Source organism: Arthrobacter sp. B1I2 (assembly GCF_030816485.1).
In the GTDB taxonomy this organism is placed as follows: Bacteria; Actinomycetota; Actinomycetes; order Actinomycetales; family Micrococcaceae; genus Arthrobacter.
On sequence record NZ_JAUSYC010000001.1, the window covers coordinates 683,981 to 700,495 of the forward strand.

At 68.2% G+C, this 16,515-nt stretch carries 13 protein-coding genes; 3 read left to right on the plus strand and 10 right to left on the minus strand.

Translation table 11 applies throughout. The annotated features are described in order from the left end of the window. Positions 1-45: 45 nt before the first annotated feature. The gene (locus tag QFZ57_RS03170) at positions 46-1,344 is read right to left on the minus strand and encodes an ABC transporter substrate-binding protein (protein ID WP_306897892.1); all 1,299 of its coding nucleotides are present in this window, start codon (positions 1,342-1,344) and stop codon (positions 46-48) included. Between the two features lie 138 nt (positions 1,345-1,482). Here QFZ57_RS03170 and QFZ57_RS03175 point away from each other — a divergent pair, with 138 nt between their 5' ends. Next, positions 1,483-2,235, plus strand: coding sequence for a FadR/GntR family transcriptional regulator (locus QFZ57_RS03175; RefSeq protein WP_306629012.1), 753 nt, complete (start codon positions 1,483-1,485; stop codon positions 2,233-2,235). 56 nt (positions 2,236-2,291) lie between these two features. Here QFZ57_RS03175 and QFZ57_RS03180 read toward each other — a convergent pair whose 3' ends face one another. From QFZ57_RS03180 to QFZ57_RS03190, 3 genes are read right to left on the minus strand one after another with little or no spacing between them, the layout of a single operon-like run. Beyond that, positions 2,292-3,263, minus strand: coding sequence for an alpha/beta hydrolase (locus QFZ57_RS03180; RefSeq protein WP_306629013.1), 972 nt, complete (start codon positions 3,261-3,263; stop codon positions 2,292-2,294). After that, positions 3,260-4,252 (minus strand): alpha/beta hydrolase, encoded by a 993-nt coding sequence (locus QFZ57_RS03185; protein WP_306897895.1) that lies wholly within the window; start codon positions 4,250-4,252, stop codon positions 3,260-3,262. Before QFZ57_RS03185 ends, QFZ57_RS03180 begins: the two co-directional genes overlap by 4 nt. After that, positions 4,249-6,978, minus strand: a complete 2,730-nt coding sequence (locus QFZ57_RS03190) for an alpha-L-rhamnosidase (RefSeq protein ID WP_306897897.1) — start codon at positions 6,976-6,978, stop codon at positions 4,249-4,251. The genes QFZ57_RS03185 and QFZ57_RS03190 overlap by 4 nt, the downstream gene beginning before the upstream one ends. A 150-nt stretch (positions 6,979-7,128) precedes the next feature. On the opposite strand from QFZ57_RS03190, the gene QFZ57_RS03195 reads away from it, so the two are divergent. Continuing rightward, on the plus strand, positions 7,129-7,959 hold the full coding sequence (locus tag QFZ57_RS03195) for an IclR family transcriptional regulator (protein WP_306897898.1): 831 nt from the start codon (positions 7,129-7,131) through the stop codon (positions 7,957-7,959). Positions 7,960-8,101: 142 nt separating this feature from the next. Further along, positions 8,102-8,860: an SDR family NAD(P)-dependent oxidoreductase gene (locus QFZ57_RS03200; RefSeq protein ID WP_306897900.1), complete on the plus strand. Its 759-nt coding sequence runs from the start codon at positions 8,102-8,104 to the stop codon at positions 8,858-8,860. Between the two features lie 12 nt (positions 8,861-8,872). Here QFZ57_RS03200 and QFZ57_RS03205 read toward each other — a convergent pair whose 3' ends face one another. The 6 genes from QFZ57_RS03205 to QFZ57_RS03230 all read right to left on the minus strand — a co-directional run bounded on the left by QFZ57_RS03205 (position 8,873) and on the right by QFZ57_RS03230 (position 16,463). Continuing rightward, the gene (locus QFZ57_RS03205; RefSeq protein ID WP_306897902.1) at positions 8,873-9,337 is read right to left on the minus strand and encodes a phage tail protein; all 465 of its coding nucleotides are present in this window, start codon (positions 9,335-9,337) and stop codon (positions 8,873-8,875) included. Between the two features lie 80 nt (positions 9,338-9,417). Beyond that, positions 9,418-9,993, minus strand: a complete 576-nt coding sequence (locus QFZ57_RS03210) for a hemerythrin domain-containing protein (RefSeq protein ID WP_306629018.1) — start codon at positions 9,991-9,993, stop codon at positions 9,418-9,420. Positions 9,994-10,084: 91 nt separating this feature from the next. After that, complete coding sequence (locus QFZ57_RS03215) at positions 10,085-12,373, minus strand: family 78 glycoside hydrolase catalytic domain (protein WP_306897907.1); 2,289 nt, start codon at positions 12,371-12,373, stop codon at positions 10,085-10,087. Positions 12,374-12,412: 39 nt separating this feature from the next. After that, positions 12,413-13,420: an oligopeptide/dipeptide ABC transporter ATP-binding protein gene (locus tag QFZ57_RS03220; protein ID WP_306897910.1), complete on the minus strand. Its 1,008-nt coding sequence runs from the start codon at positions 13,418-13,420 to the stop codon at positions 12,413-12,415. Continuing rightward, complete coding sequence (locus tag QFZ57_RS03225) at positions 13,417-15,513, minus strand: dipeptide/oligopeptide/nickel ABC transporter permease/ATP-binding protein (protein WP_306897912.1); 2,097 nt, start codon at positions 15,511-15,513, stop codon at positions 13,417-13,419. The genes QFZ57_RS03220 and QFZ57_RS03225 overlap by 4 nt, the downstream gene beginning before the upstream one ends. Next, on the minus strand, positions 15,510-16,463 hold the full coding sequence (locus QFZ57_RS03230; protein ID WP_306897914.1) for an ABC transporter permease: 954 nt from the start codon (positions 16,461-16,463) through the stop codon (positions 15,510-15,512). Before QFZ57_RS03230 ends, QFZ57_RS03225 begins: the two co-directional genes overlap by 4 nt. Between the last annotated feature and the right edge of the window lie 52 nt (positions 16,464-16,515).

Here is a 16,515-nt window from a genome sequence, read left to right on the forward strand (position 1 = left end):
GCCGTCCCGGCGGGACGTTGTGGCGCCGTGACGGCGCCTGGCGTCCTACTTCTTTTCGCTGTCCAGGAAGGTCTGGAAAGCAGTCTGGGCGTCATTGGCCGCCGCGGCGGCGTCTGCGCCGGTGATGGTGGCGACGATCGGCGCGCCCACGATTTCGCGCGCCTTGCCCACGGTGACAACCTCGGGCCGGTCGTGGCCCACACCGTTCTTGGCGCTGGCGGAGATCGCCTCGGCGAGGTCCTTGGGATAGGTGGAGGTTCCGTCAGGGTTGGACCAGACGGACGTGCGCGGGCCGGGGACGCCGGCCTTCTGGGCTGCCAGGGTGCGTTCCTTGCTCGTTGCCCACTGGATGAACTTCCAGGCGTTGTCCTGGTTGCTGGAGTTCTGGTTCACGCCCAGCGCCCAGGAGGGGATGTTGTACGGCTTGGAACCGGCGGGGCCGGCGGGCAGCGCAGCGAATCCCACCTTGTCCGCAACCTTGGACTTCGCGGGGTCGGTGGCGTTCTTGTAGAGCGAATCGGCCTCGGTGTAGAAGGCGGCACCGCCCTGGGTGAAGATGGCCATCGCCTCCGGCCAGCTCATGTCCGTGCTGACGTTGGCAGGACCGTAGTTGCGGATCAGGCCGCCGTAGTAGGCGTAGGCCTTCTTGGCGGCATCGGTGTTGACGGAGGCCTTGCCGCTGGAGTCCATGAAGTCACCGCCGAAGCTGTACAGGAAGCTGGAGAACTGGGTCACTGCGGCGGACTTGCCGGTGCGGGCCACGAAGCCGGCGGTGTCAGGAGAGGAAGCCTTGATGGCCTTGGCTGCCGCTTCCAGTTCCTCCATGGTCTTGGGTACCTGGAGCCCTGCGGCCTGCAGCAGGTCCTTGCGGTAGTACAGGACTTCGCGTTCGGTGATGATCGGAACACCCACCACCTTGCTGTCAACGGTGGTGGCCTTGACCGGGCCCTCCTGGTAGTCCTTCCAGTCCCAGCCCGAGTCCGAAGAGACGTTCTTGGTCAGGTCCGCCAGGTAACCGTTCTTGGCGAAGGCCTTGCCTTCCTGCAGCGGGCGGTACATCATCACGTCGATCTCATCGCTGCCTGCGTTGAGCTTGACGTTGTACTGGTCCGAGAGCTGGTCCTCGCCGAGCTGGGTCAGCTCCACCTTGAGCCCGCTGGACTTCTCGAACTCCGGAATGGCTGACTTGATGCCCTCTGTCCAGACGTGGTTGGCCAGGGTGACGCGGACGGTCCCGGACTCCTTCGCCTGGTCACTGCCGCCTCCACCGCCGCTGCAGGCGGTCAGCCCCAGCGACATCGCCGCGGCAACTGCCGCGTACTTCACAATCGAACGCCGCTTCATTACGACTCCCTTTGCCTTCAGGGCCCGCCGCTCCGCGGGCCGGTTGCAAACGCCTCTTTACGTCTGCTGTGTTCAGCGAGCATAAACAAATAACGCAGACATATACAAGACCTTGCTGTCCCCCCATATGATTTATTCATGACCATCCCAAAGGCGGCGTTGTCCCCTGACCTGCACTCATCGCTGGTCGACAACCTGGGACTCGCCATTGCCGAGGGAACACTGGCACCGAATTCAATCCTTCGGCTGGATGAGCTGGAGGCGCAGCACAAAGTGTCGCGCTCCGTGATCCGGGAGGCCACCCGTGTCCTGTCCTCCATGGGAATGCTGGAGTCGCGCCGGCGCCTCGGCACGGTGGTGCAGCCCGAAGCCAGCTGGAACCTTTATGACCCCCAGGTGATCCGGTGGCGGCTGGCATCGGCCAAGCGGCTGGAACAGTTGCAGTCCTTGAACGAACTGCGCGGCGCCATTGAGCCGCAGGCCGCCCGGCTTGCCGCCGAACGCGCCTCACTGGATGAGGCCAGCGACCTTGTGTCCATGGCCGCCCGGCTCTGGGCCGCCGGGCAGCGGGGAGACCAGGACGATTTCCTGCGCCTGGATATCGAATTCCATGCCGCGGTCCTCAACGCGTCCGGCAACCTCATGTTCTCGCAGCTGCATAAACTCGTGGCGGAAGTGCTGGCGGGGCGGACCCAGCACGGCCTGATGCCGCATCTCCCGGACCATGAGGCACTGCAACTGCACGTCGATGTGGCCAGCGCCATCCAACGCGGCCAGGCAGGCGCCGCGCACGCCGCCATGAGCAGGATCGTGGAGCAGTCCACCGAGGAGATGGGCGATATCTGGTCCAGCAGCCACCCTGCCGGTGAAAGCAGCCCGGCTCCCGGCTAAGTCAGGTGCCCTGCTAAGTCAGGTGACCGGCGGCAGCGCTGGGGACGCCGGAGGCATCACGCCCGCCGCGCCGCCGCCAGTTCCTTGGCCAGGAAATCCAGGGCCTGCTGCCCCTCGGGAAGGCCGGCGGTGTGGTTGAGGTGGCCGTGCACCGCGCCCTCGGCGAGGAAGTAGGAGACCGGTACCCCGGCCCGCTCCAAAGCCGCGGCGAACTGCTCCGTTGAGCCGCGGGCGTCGTCGTACTCGCAGGCAAGCAGGGCCGTGGGCGGAAGCCCGGCAGGGTCCGCGTAGCCCGGCATGGCGTAGGACGGTGCCATGCTGACCGGCCCGCCCACGTAGTTTTCGGCAGTGCGGATGCAGTCCTCCAGCGTGAACCGCAGATGCCGCGGCAGCCCGGCCATGACCTCCTGGTCCAGTCCCCCGGCCGGCGGCGGGAGTTCGGCGTGCAGGAAGGGATAGGCCAGCAGGAGCCTGGCCGGCAGCGGCTTGCCGGCGTCAATCAGGTAGAGCGCGGCCCCCACGGCCAGGTTGCCGCCGGCACCGGCACCGCCCAGGCAGAGCAGCTCCGGATCCAGTCCCAGTGATACGGCATTCTTCCGGGCCCAGAACCAGCCGGCCAGTGCGTCGTCGTGCGGAATGGGGAAGGACACGCCGTCCCGTGCCAGCCGGTAGTCCACGGACAGCACCGGCGTCCCCCGGCTGGCGAGCACCCGTGCCAGGTAGTCCGATTCGGGGGTGTCCACGCTGCCGCTGACGAAACCGCCGCCGTGCAGCCACACCAGTGCGGGGCTGTCCGTGCCTGCCGGCTCGCCGTAAATGCGGATGGCCACCGGCCCGTGCCGCCCGTCGGCGGTGGCGGTACGGATGGGGACATCCGGGCCCGGCGAGCGCACGGCGTCCGGGTTCAGGAACTGCGGCCCCTCCGGGCTGGCCAGGTATTCGGCGAAACCCGCGGCCGATGCCTCGCCCTGTCCCGCGGTTTCCGTGGCGTCGGCGGATGCCGCAGCTGGTTCAGTTCGGGGTGTCATGGTGTTCCCAGCTTCCGTGAGAAGTAGTCGACGGCGGTGTCCAGGATGGTGTCCATCTGGTCCTCAGCTCCAAAGAAGCAGTGGTCACCGCCCGTGATGGTCACCACCTGGTGCTCGACGCCGGAGTTGGCGAGCGCGGCGGCCAGCAGCTCGGTCTGCGAGTGCGGGACCAGGCCATCGCTGTCGCCGTGGACCAGGAGGAACGGCGCGGCATCAGCGGCCACGTAGCTGACCGGGCTGGCCGCGGCCAGCAGTTCCGGGTCATCCGATCCGCCCACCAGCATGTATTCGGGCTGCAGCGGCATCCCCGGCGGGACAGCTGCGGTCAACGCGGGCGGAAAGAGGCCGTCCGGGCGCTGCATGGGCGGGATGTCCACCAGCGAGGAAACCCCGTAAAAGTCGACGACGGCGCTGACGCTGCTCGGGTGCCCCTGCGCACCGAGTCCACCCTCAAGGTCGGGGCGGTTGCCGGTGAGTCCAAGGAGCGCCACCAGGTGGCCGCCGGCGGATTCGCCCCAGGCGCCGATACGGTCCGGATCGATGTTGAGGTCAGCCGCGAATTCCCGGAGGTAGCGGACAGCGGCCTTGAGGTCGTGGAGCTGCGCCGGGAAGGGCGCTTCGAGGGAGTGCCGATAGTCAGCCGTGGCGCAGGCGATGCCGGCCTCGTTGAGCAGCCGGAACACGGAGCCGGGCGCGAACGTGGGCGGCAGTTCGCGGCGGTCGCCCAGCTGGAAGGCACCGCCGTGCACCCACAGCACCAGCGGCACCGGCCCGGACGCCTGGCGCGGCAGCCAGATATCCATCTTCAGCGGACGGAACCCGATGGCCCGCGCATACGTCACCTCGCGGTGGACCACGGACACGTCGCCGGCCGGCTCCGGTGTCCCGGGCGCGTCAAAGACCGGGAAGGGCGGAACCTCCCTGCCTCCGGGCTGGGATACGTCCGGGCGGGACGGGTCAAGTACGTCGGTAGCGTCATCCACTGTCATAGTGTGCTCCTCATCAGCTCAGGTTGTGCGGTGTCCCCACCGGTTCCGGCAAGGAAAGTATGGTGTCCGGGTCCGACGACGGCGGCCGGCTGGCCGGGCAGCAGCACCTCCGCCGTGGTGCCCGGGGGGATCGTGGCAGTGAGCGTCAGCACGCCGTCGTCCTGTATCCCCTCAGACGTTGCCCCCTCCAACGCAGTCCATCGCACCTCGACCAGGCCGTGCGGCCCGTGATGGGAGGTGGAAGCGGAAGTAAGGCCGGCCCCCGGGCACGGCTCGATGATGATCCGCTCCCAGCCCGCGCTTCCGGGTGCTTGCCGCAGTCCGGCGGCGTAGCGGTGCAGGAAGGACACCACGGCGCCCTTGCTGTAGTGGTTGAGCGACTGGTGCGCGGTACCGCGGGCGTCGATGCCGTTCCACAGTTCCCACACAGTGGTGGCGCCGCGGTCTACCATGGCCAGCCAGGACGGCTCGGTGTCCTGCATCAGCAGTTCGTAGGCCAGGCCCAGCTCGCCGTTGTCGGCCAGGACCGGGAGCAGGTAGGGCGTGGCCAGGAAGCCTGTGCCCAGATGGGTGCCGGCGTCCCGGATCAGTTCCACCAGCTGCGCCATGACGGTGGCGCGGTGGTGTGGGCCGGCCAGGTCAAAGGCCAGGGCGCGGACGCAGTTGGCCTGGCTGGCCTGGGTGACGTGGCCGGAAGGGTTGAGGTATTCCGTCTCCCACGCGTCCCGTATCCGGAGCGAAAGCACCGCCAGTTCCGCTGCCTCCCCAGCCAGCCCCAGGACACCGGCGATGCGGGCCATCAAGTCCGTGGTGTGCCGGTAGTAGGCCGTAGCCACGATGCCGTGGTCTGCGCTGCGGGCGGCGAACAGGTCCGGCTCCGGCCCGTCCGGTTCCATCCACTCCCCGAAGTGGAAGCCGGTGTCCCAGAGGTACTCCTCGTGCGGCGCAGGGGCGGGGCTTGCGGCCACCCGGGTGGCGTGCCGCTGCGTTTCCGCGGTGGTCCGGACAAAGCGCAGCCAGCGGTTCATCGCGTCCCAGTTCTCGGCCAGGAGCGAGGCATCTCCGGTGGCCAGGTACAACTCCCACGGCACCATCACGATCGCGTCCCCCCAGCCGGAGGATCCGTTGGTGAAACCCATGAACTCGGCGGAGGTAACAGCGGGGCCGGGCGTGGGCGAGATGTTGGCAATGACTCCGCTGTCCCACTGGTCCGCGCGGACATCCCGCAGCCACTTGCGGGAGAAGCCGGTGACGTCGTACAGGTACGCGGCGGTGGGAACGAACAGCTGCCAGTCCCCGGTCCAGCCGGCCTTTTCGCGCTGCGGACAGTCGGTGGGGACCTCGCAGGAGTTGTCCAGGAAGCTCCATTCCACAATGTGCTGGAGCTTGTTCAGGCGTTCATCGCTGCAGCGGAAGGTGCCGATGCGCTCCAGGTCGGTCCGGACCAGGCAACCGGTGATGTCCCCGGGTTGCAGATCCTCCCTGAGCCCCTGGACGGAGACGTACTGGAACCCGTGGGTGGTGTGCCGGGGTTCGAAAACCTCGCCCGGGGCGCCGGACGAAATGACGGTGTCCACCTGACCCGCATCACGGAGGGCACCCGGAGTCCGGAAATCGAGGGGCCGCAGGTGGTCCCGGGTAACGTCGCCGCCCTTCCCAAGGGCTTCGCCGTATTCAAGGGTGACGGTTTCGCCCGGCAGCCCGAGCCTGGTGAGCCGGATCCAGCCGTGGATGTTCTGGCCGAAGTCCACCACCTGGCTGCCGCCGGGCAGGCGCGTTATGGACACCGGGGCCAGCTCCTGCGTCACCCGGGTGGGTGGGGCCAGGGAGCCAGTCAGTGCATTGAAGCTGCCGGGACGTACGACGGCGGGACGCGGCTGCGGTGCGCCGGCCGCCACAGGCGCCCTCCCGCCGTCGTACATCCGGAAGTCCACCCACTGGCCGCCCATAAGGTCGGCGCGGAGCATCTCCGTTGCGGACACCTGCCAGGTCGCATCGGTGCCGATGACCTGCCTGCCCGCCCCGGACTCCATCTCCAGCTGCGCCAGGAGGGCTGTGTGCGTGCCGTACATGTCGGCGTCGCGGGTGTATCCGAAGGTGCCGCGGTACCAGCCGTCGCTGAGGATCGCTCTGACGGTGTTGGTGCCCGCGCGGAGGAGCCCGGTGATGTCATAGGCCTGGACCTGGAGGGTGGTGTTGTAGCTGGTGGAGCCCGGGGTGAGCTGCTGGTCACCCACGCGGCGGCCGTTGATGAAGAGTTCGTAGATGCCGTGGGCGGTGGCGTAGGCGCGGGCCTTGTGCGGGGCCGCATCCAGCGTGAAGCTTTTGGTGAAGGCATATCCGGGACGCTCTCCTGGCGCCGGCACCTCCGGCTCCTCGGGCCCGATCCACTGCGCCGTCCAGTCCGCGGCGTCCAGCAGGCCCAGCTCGACCGGCATCGGCCCGGACCAACCGCCGGCCGTCACCCCGCCGTCGGCGCCGGTGTTCCAGGTGCGGACGCGCCACTCGAACCGGTCCCTCGAATGCAGCGCCGGGCCGCTGTACGGGATGCCGCTGCTCGCTCCTGACTCCACCTTGCCGGTGTCCCAGCCGTTGCTGGCCGTGACGCGGTACGCCGCCTGACTGGTGGTTCCGGCGGCCGGTGTCCAGCTGAGCCTGGGCTCCCGGACGGTCAGGCCCATCGCCTCGGACAGGTGCTCGGCCCGGAGCCGGGTGGGGGCGGTCATGCGGCAGGACTCCTGGAGTGCGGTGGCTGGGAGTTCAAGCTTCCTGCGCCACGACCCGTCCCCCACAGGGGGCTTTCAATAGTTGGAATAGTATTGTGGTTCAGCTCACTGCGAGCCATGGATCCATCAACGGCGCTAGGAACTCCTGCCATGACTGCCACTCCGGAAACGGACACCCCGCCCGCCCGCGGAAAGCGGCCCAAACAGGGCGAACCGGTCGTCGACCGCGCCCTCAGCCTGCTCGCTGTTTTTTCGGACCGGCGCCGGGCACTGACCCTGTCCGAGCTGGCACGGTACGCGGACATGCCGGCGCCCACGGCGTTGCGGCTGATCGCGCGTCTGGTGGCCTGGGGCGCGTTGGAAAGGCTCGACGACGGCCGCTACGTGGTGGGGGTGCGGCTGTGGGAGGTCGCGTCGTTGTCGCCCCGCGGGCACGGGGTGCGGGAAATCGCGCTGCCCTACCTGGAGGACCTTTTCGAGGTCACGCGGCACCACGTCCTGCTCGCCGTGCGGGACAACGAACAGGCGGTGCTGATCGAGCGGCTGTCCGCGAAGGACGCCACCGAGGTGGCCTACCGGGTGGGCGGCCGGGCGCCGCTGCGGTCCACGGCCATCGGGCTGGTGCTGCTGGCCGGGGCGGACCAGCAGTTCCAGGAGACCATCCTGAAGCGGCCGCCGGAAAACGAGCCCGGGGTGTCCGAGATGCCGGAGGGCCAGCTCCGACGCACCCTGTCCGACGTGCGGCGCACCGGCATCGCTATGATCCGCCGCAGCCTGCCGTCCCGCACCGTCTCCGTGGCGTCCCCAATTTTTGATGCCCAGGGCTCCGTGGTGGCGTCCTTGTCCATCGTGGTTCCGGACGGGTCCACTCCCCCAAACGTGCTGGCCCCGGCCGTGCGGGCCGCCGCCCGCGCCGTCTCCCGGAACCTGGGGTACCAGGCGCAGACGAGCACCGGCCTCAGGACGCACTCGCAGGGGTAGGGCCGGAAGCGTTTGGGCTGGTCAGGAATGCGTTCTGCCCCGACGTGGTTGTACAAGCAGTGCGGGAAGACCTCCTGCGCACCGGTTTACAGACACTAGCGGGTCCGGCGGAAGCGGCGGATCCGGAATCGAGGATTCAGGCATGGCACAGTTCACGGACAGGGTTGCACTGGTTACCGGCGGCGGTTCAGGGATCGGCGAGGCCACCTCAAAGGAGTTGGCGGCCAAGGGCGCCAAGGTTGTGGTCCTGGACCTGGACCTGGCGGCTGCCCAGCGCGTGGCCGACGACATCAGCCAGGCCAGCGGAACGGCGGTGGCTTTGCAGGGCAACACGGCAGTCAGGGAGGATAACGAAAAGGCTGTCCGGTTTGCCGTGGACACCTACGGCAAGCTGAACTACGCAGTGAACAACGCCGGCATCGGCGGCAAGCAGGCCCCCACCGGAGAGCTGGACCTGGACGATTGGGACAAGGTCATCGGCATCAACCTCAACGGGGTGCTGTACGGCATGCGGTACCAGATTCCCGCCATGCTCGACGCCGGCGCGCATGAAAGTGCCATCGTCAACATGGCCTCCATCCACGGCGCAGTCGCCGCGCCGCAAAGCAGTGCCTACACCGCCGCCAAGCATGGTGTGGTGGGACTGACTAAGAACGCTGCCGCCGAGTACGGCGCCCAGGGCCTTCGAATCAATTCCGTTGGCCCCGGCTACATCGCCACCCCGCTGCTGGACAAGAACCTGAACGAGGAGGCCCGGAGCGGCCTGATCGCCAAGCATCCGCTGGGCCGCCTGGGCACGGCCGAGGAGGTCGCCCACATGGTGGCCTTCCTGCTCTCCGATGAGGCGTCGTTCTCTACCGGCGGCTACTACCTGGTGGACGGCGGCTACACCAGCGTCTGACGCCGGCCCGGCTCAGTACTGCCCCTTGATCACGAAGTAGGAGCCGCGGATGGTGCCGGCGAGCTTCGATTTCTGCCGCGCGAACTTGAAGCTGGACGCCAGCTCCTCCGGAACGTCCATGCCGTCGGAGAGCTTGAAGCCCACAGCCCGCTTGCCACCCTCTTCGATGCCGTACATGACATTGATGGACAGGCCCGATTCATAGAACACGTAGGCCATCCGCAGCCCGTCCACCTCGAAGGAAGAGACTTCCAGGGGTTTGGCGGCGATGACCAGGTTCCGCTCCGACTTGAGGATGTTGTTCACGTACTCGAGCACATCCGGAGCATCTTCTGCTGGGACAACGGTGAAGTCGTGGTCGTATTTGTTCTTGTAGTAGCGCGCCTCGTTGGCGCGCAGCCCTGCAAGCGGCTCCGCCACCGGCGACGATTCCAGACCAACGGTGGACACGTTCTTGAAATCCACGGTGTAGGGCATGAGTCCTCCTGGGAATGATCTTTCGCTCATCCTCGCAGACCCGTGCCGGGGGCGGCACCCGCGAAACGCGCCGGTCTCCTCTACGAGTCCGTGTGCCTGCCGGTGAGTTTGTCCAGGATCCGGTCCACCATGCCGACGCCTGGCCCCACGGTCTTGTGGAACAACTCGGAATGCGGTGCACTCGGGTGCGGCCTGGTCGGCGCCAGCTTCTTCGCCCGCTGCACCTTTTCGCCGATGTCGACGAGTTTCTCACGGGGAATGTGCAGGCGGAGCTTCGGGAACTGATCGGATTCCTCGTCGTTGGCATGGTGGCTCAGCTGTGCCTCAAGCTCATTGACCAGGTCCATGAAGCCCGCCTCTGAAGGTTCCACCTTCTCCAAGCGCTTCATCAGCTTGACGATTTCCTGGTGCTCCTTCTTGTCATGTTCCACTTCGTCATGGCCGTCGGGCACGTGGTCCTCGATGGCCGGGTAGACGTACATTTCCTCGGCAACGGCATGGCGCATGACCTCCGCGATCAGGGTGTCCGCCAGGTCCCTGCGCTGGCTTTCATCGGTGGTGCCTTTGATTTGCCCGATCAACGCAATCATTTCCTGGTGATCGCTGGTCAGGATGTCCACGACATCCATGTTTCCGGCGGGATTGGTATCACTCATAAGCTGGCACTCCTCCTGGATAGCTTCCGGCAAGCGACATAAGACGGTCAAAGTACCATGCAGCAACAGTGCGATCCAGAGGTGGAAGCCCCTATACCCGGCTGGGGATGGCCGAGTCCGCAGACGCGCTGAAGCTGTGTGTCCCGCCCTCAATGGTCTGCCGCGCACCGTCCGGAAGCACGACGTCGGCCGCCACTCCGTCGGGGACGGTCGCCTCCAGCCGGAACTCCCCGCCGTCGAGCCTCCATTCCACCCGGACCTCACCGTGCGGAGTCTCCAGCGACGTCCTGGCCCAGTGGATCCCCTCCCCCGGCTGCGGCGCGATGAGAACCTTCGCATACCCCGGCTCCAGCGGGCGGATGCCGCCGATGGCCTTGTGCATCCAGTCCGCCACTGCGCCCAGGGCGTAGTGGTTGAAGCTGGTCATTTCGCCGGGGTTGATGGTGCCGTCCGGGAGCATCGAGTCCCAGCGTTCCCAGACCGTGGTGGCACCCATGGTTACCGGGTAGAGCCAGGACGGGCAGCCCTCCTCCAGCAGCAGCCGGTAGGCCTCGTCCACGTGGCCGGTGTCGGTGAGCGCGTGGGTGATGAACGGCGTCCCGGCGAACCCCGTGGACACCCGATAGTTGTTGTCCCGGACCAGATCCGCAAGCCGGTTCCCTGCAAACTCCCGCAACTCCGGAGTGTCCAGCACGTCGAACGCGAGAGCCAGTGCGTAAACGGTGGTGCAGTCGCTGAAGATGGTGCCGTCGGCTGCCACGTAGTGCTCGGCGAAGGAATGACGCACCCGGGCGGCGAGTGCCTCAAAGTACGCTTCGTCGTCGTGCTTCCCCAGCAGGCGTGCAGCCTGCGCGGTGATGCGTGCCGTCCGGTACATGCAGGCGGTGGCCACCACGCCGGTGTCCGCCTTGGCTGCCCACGGCTGGTCGGGCGCGGCGTCCGGGTCCAGCCAGTCGCCGAACTGGAAACCGGAGTCCCACAACCCGGTGGGCGAGAGCAGGCCCTCCACCCGGCGGGTGTGCGAGGCCATGGAGTCGAACTGGTTCTCCAGCACGCTGATGTCGCCGTAGGCCTCCCACAAGGCCCACGGCACCCAGACGGAGGCTTCGCTCCACAGCGCGGAGGACTCGGGCTCCGGGAATTCCGCCGGTTGCGGGCAGTACTTCAGGGCGTCCGGCACGGTAATCGGGACCAGGCCGTCCTGCGCCTTCTGCTCCGCGGCGAGGTCCAGCAGCCAGTCCTGCAGGAACCCCTTGACGTCGTACAGGTAGGCGGCGGTGGGGGCGAACACGCCGATGTCGCCCGTCCAGCCGAGCCGCTCGTCCCGCTGCGGGCAGTCCGTGGGCAGGTCCAGGAAGTTGCCCCGCAGCCCCCAGACGATGTTGCGGTGCAGCTGGTTCACCAGTTCGTTGGAGCATTCGAAGGTGCCGATGCGGTTCAAATCGGAGTGGACCACCACGGCTTCGAGGTCACCTTCCGCCAGGGTTCCCGGCCAGCCGGCGATTTCAGCGTAGCGGAAGCCGTGGAAGGTCCTGGTGGGCTCGAAAACGTCCTGGCCCCCGGACAGGATGAACGTGTCCGTGGCTTTGGCGGAGCGCAGGGGGCGGACGCCCAGCTCGCCGTCTTCCAGGACCTCGGCGTGCCGCACGGTGATCATCCGGCCAGCCTCGCCCCGGACGGTGAACCGCAGCCAGCCCACCAGGTTCTGGCCGAAGTCCACCAGCGTCCTGCCGCTTGGCGAGGTGAAGATTTCCACGGGACGCACGACGCCGGCACGCACCACGGGCGGGCCCACCGGCTCAGCCAGCCGGTCGACGTCGAACGCCACCTTGCGCACGCCCGTCCAGGCAGCGCCGGGGGCAAAGCCGGGCTCCGCCCAGCCCCTTTGAAGGCGGCGGGCGTCAATGGTCTGCCCGTCGTAGAGGTCGTTGGAGGTGGTGGTTGAGGGGCCTGCCAGCCAGGTGGTGTCCGAGGCAACCGACTGCACGTGGCCGTCCGCGAACCCGATGTCCAGCTGGCCGAAAAAGCCCAGCTCACTGCCGTAGAGGTTGGACATGCCGTGCCAGGCGAGCCTGCCGCGGTACCAGCCGTTGCCCAGTTCCACCCCGATTGCCGTGGACGGCCCCACCAGGGACGTCACGTCGTAGCTGCGGTAGCGGAGCCGCCATTCGTAGGAGCTCCAGCCGGGGCTCAGCACGTCCGGGCCCACCGGAACGCCGTTGATGGATGCCTCGTAGACGCCGAAGGCGGTGGCCCGCAGCGTCGCCTTCACCACTGCGCCGTGGCCCTCCTCAAGGGTGAACTCCTTCCGAAGCAGCGGGGCACCGTCGAAGTCCTGCTCGGGCGAGATCATGGCGGCGAGCCAAGGGGCAGATGTCATGGAGAAAGTGTTCCGTTCTGAAGAAGGAGTGAAAGGGACTCAGGCGTAGTGGCAGGCGACGTCCGCGGCGCCCACGCGCCGAAGCGCGGGCCGTTCGGCGGCGCAGAGGTCCGTGGCCAGCGGGCAGCGGAGCCGGAAGGGGCAGCCGCCGGGCCCCGGTACAGCAGCCGCTCCGGTGCGGACGCCCAGCGACTCGCGGGCTTCCCGGCGCTCCGCCTGTTCCGCGGGCCGGGGCACCGGGGACGCCGCCACCAGGGCCTGGGTGAAGGGGTGCTTCGGGTTCCCGGTGACCGCAGCGGCAGGTCCGCTTTCCATGACCTGCCCTCGGTACAGCACCACCACGCGCTGGGCGAGGAACTGGACCACGGCGATGTCGTGGGCGATGAACAGGTAGCTTAAGCCGCGTTCGTCGCGGAGGTCGGCCAGGAGGTTGAGCACCTGGGCCTGCGTGGAGAGGTCCAGGGCACTCACGGCCTCGTCACAGACCACCAGCTGGGGGTCGCAGATCAGGGCGCGGGCCACGGAGATGCGCTGCCGTTGGCCGCCGGAGAACTGGCTGGGGTACCGGTCCACGGCGTCGCGCGGGAGGCCCACGCGTTCCAGCATGTCCCCGGCGCGCTGCCGTGCCTCCGCGGCGGACACGCCGCGGAGCCGGAGCGGTTCGGCCAGCGAGGTGCCAATGGTGGTCCGGGGGTTGAGGGAGGAGTTGGGGTCCTGGAAGACGGCCCGCAGTTCCCCGCCCAGGGCCCGGCGCTGCGCGGCGCCGGCGGAGGTGATGTCCTTGCCCTGGTAGCTGATGGTGCCGCCGGAGACCTTCTGCAGGCCAAGGATCGCCTTGCCGATGGTCGACTTGCCGGAGCCGGATTCCCCCACCAGGCCCACGGTCTCGCCCGGTGCGATGCTGAAGCTGACTTGGTCGACGGCGGCCGGCGCGGCGGCTGCCCTGCGGCCCCGGCCGTAACGGACCACCAGGTCCTTGACCTCGAGCATGGGGGTTGCGGCGGCGGGCAGGGTGGAACCGCGGCGTTCGGTGACTGAGGTGCTCATGCCAGGTCCTTTTCGACGATGCCGGTCAGTTCGGGCGGGTTCTGCTTGGGGGTGACCTTCAGGACGCGGGAGGCCGGCACGTCCGTGGCCAGCCAGTCCATGCCCTCAACGGCCAGCTGGTCCGCTTTGACGCACCGCACCAGCCCTTCGCCGGTGCCGGAGCGCAGCAGCGGTACGGGTTCCGTGCAGGCGGAGCCGGCGAACTGGCAGCGGGCGGCGAAGCGGCAGCCGGTGGGCCAGTCCTTGGGCTGCGGCACTTGTCCGCTGATGGTGGCAAGGCGTTCCGGCATGTCTGCTGCGTGGTTGGCGTGCGGGTCGGCCGCCAGCAGGGCCAGGGCGTAGGGGTGGCGGGGGTGGTCCAGGACGGCGGAGGTTTTGCCGTTCTCCACTACCTGGCCGGCGTACATCACGGCCACCTGGTCGCAGATGTCCGCCACCACGCCGAGGTCGTGGGTGACCATCACCACGGACATGCCGGTGTCCTTCACCAGGGTCCGGAGCAGGGACAGGATTTCGGCCTGGACCGTGACATCCAGGGCGGTGGTCGGTTCGTCCGCCACCAGCAGTTTCGGTTGCCCGGAGAGCGCCAGGGCGATGGCCACGCGCTGGGCCATGCCGCCGCTGATCTGGTGCGGATAGGTCTTCAGGATCCGGGCGGCGTCCACGATGCCCACCTTCTCCAGCAGGTTCTGCGCCTCCTTGCGGGCCTCGGCCCTGCCCATGCCGCGGAGCCGCCGGATGGTGGCGGTGAGCTGGTAGCCCACGGTGAACATCGGGTCCAGGGCGCGCATGGGTTCCTGGCTGATCAGCGCGATCTCCCGCCCGCGGATGGCTTCCATGTCCTTCTCGGTGGCCCCGGCCAGGTTCCTGCCGTTCCACAGGATCCGGCCGCCCGTGGCACTTACACCCGAGGGCAGAAGGCCCAACAGGGACAGCGCGGTCATGGTCTTGCCACAGCCGGATTCACCCACCAGGCCCAGGACGGTGCCGGGCTGGACGTCGAAGGAGACGTCGGTGACCAGCGGGACACCGTTGTCGACGCCGACCGACAGGCTGCGGACGCTGAGCGTCCCCGTCGCGGCGCCGTCCTCGGTGACAGGAGCCGGCGCGGCGGCGATGGCGGCGACTGCTTTGGCGCGCTGCCGGCGGGCCGCGGCGGAGGGCAGGTGCGGGGCGGCGGCGTTGGGTGCCTTGCCGAGGGCGTTGCCGATGGCATTGGCGGACAGGACCGTCAACGCGAGCACGGCGCCGGTGGGCACCATCAGCCAGGGGGCGTCGTAGACGTGTTGGGAGGCGCCCTGGATCATGCCGCCCCAGCTGGGCTGCGGGATGGGCGGCCCGAATCCGATGAACGCCAGGCCGGCCTGGATGAGCATACCGACGGCGAAAATCAGCGCGGCCTGCACCACGATGGTGTTGGCCAGTCCGGGCAGGACATGGCGGAGGCTGATCCCCAGCGGGCCGACACCGTCCACCTTGGCCGCATCGACGTAGAGCTGGGACTGCAGCGACTTGGCCTGGCCCAGGATCACCCGGTAGATGCCGGCGGACATCAGGATGCCCAGGATGGCCATGACCACCGGAATGTTGGTTCCGACCGCACCGATGACGGCCAGGATGATCACGGTTCCCGGCAGGGACATCATGATTTCAGTGACCCTGCTGATCACGGCCTCGGTCCGTTCGCCGGCGCCGGCGGCAAGCATGGCCAGGATGGTGCCCAGCCCGACGCCGACAATCACCGTGAGCATCGACGTCCCCAGGGTTCCGGCTGCGGCGGCAAAGATGCGGCTGAGGATGTCCCGGCCCAGTTCGTCGGTCCCCAGCCAGTGGGCGGCGGTGGGGCCGGAGAGGACCGCGGTAAAGTCCTGGTCCTCGGTCTTGAAGGGCAGCCAGAGCGGGGCGGTCAGGGATGCGGTGACAATGGCCGCGAGCCAGATCAGTCCGGCCACGGCACCCGGGGAGGTCAGCAGCCGGTGCCGGGAAAGCCTGGTGATGGCCGCCTTGCCGGCGCTGGGCGCGGGCGCTGCTGCCGGCGTCGTACTTCCTGCCTGGTCCGCGTCCGCGGGGGCCGGGGCAACTGTTGGGATCATGAGGCACGCAACTTCGGGTCGAGGAACTTGGTGGCCAGCTCCAGCACCAGGTTGACGGCAACCACCACCACGGTGGCGATCACCACCACGCCCTGGACGGCGGGTGCGTCGTGGGTGCTGACGGAGGTCTGGACGGCCTGGCCCAGGCCGGGCATGGCGAACAGCTGCTCCGCGATCACGGAGCCGCCGAACAGGCCGATGAACTGCAGGGCGATGCCGGCCACGATGGGCAGGCTGGCGTAGCGCAGGGCGTGGATGTAGAGGATTTTCCAGGTGGGGGTGGCCGTGGCCCGCAGTGTGCGGATGTGTTCCTGCTGCAGCGCTTCGAGCATGGAGGCGCGGGTCTGGCGGGCAATGAATGCGGCACCGCCCACGGCAAGGGTGATCACCGGCAGCGCCAGGGACATCGCCCAGTCCTGCGGGGAGACCTCGAACGGCACATAGCCGGTGGCAGGGAAGACCGAGGACTGGACGGCGAACAGGTACACGAAGAGGACGCCCACCCAGAAGGCCGGCAGGGCAACGAGGAGGCCGACGAAGCCGCCGATTACCTGGTCCAGGAGGCCGCCGCGGACGGCGGCGGTGACGCCCAGGGCGATGCCGAGGACGGCGCTGAGGACGGTGGCGCCGGCAGCAAGCGAGGCGGTGACGGGCAGGCGGCTGGCAAGGTCGGCGCTGACCGAGCGGCCATCGATGAGCGAGACGCCCAGGTCGCCCTGAAGGGCGGACCCGAGCCAGGTGAAGAACTGGGCGAACAGCGGATCGTTCCAGCCCAGCCTCTGGTTCACCTCATCGATGGCTTCCTGGGTGGCGCCGGCGCCCAGGGACACGGCGCCCGGGCTGCCGGGCATTGCGTGGACCAGCATGAATGCCAGCACCGCAACCACCAGCACGGTGGCCAGCGCCATCAGCAGGCGCTTAGTGATGAATAGTGCCATGGTGACCTCCATCGGTCAGGCCCTGTCCGCGGGGCCCACCTGTTGCGTGGGCCCCGCGGACAGG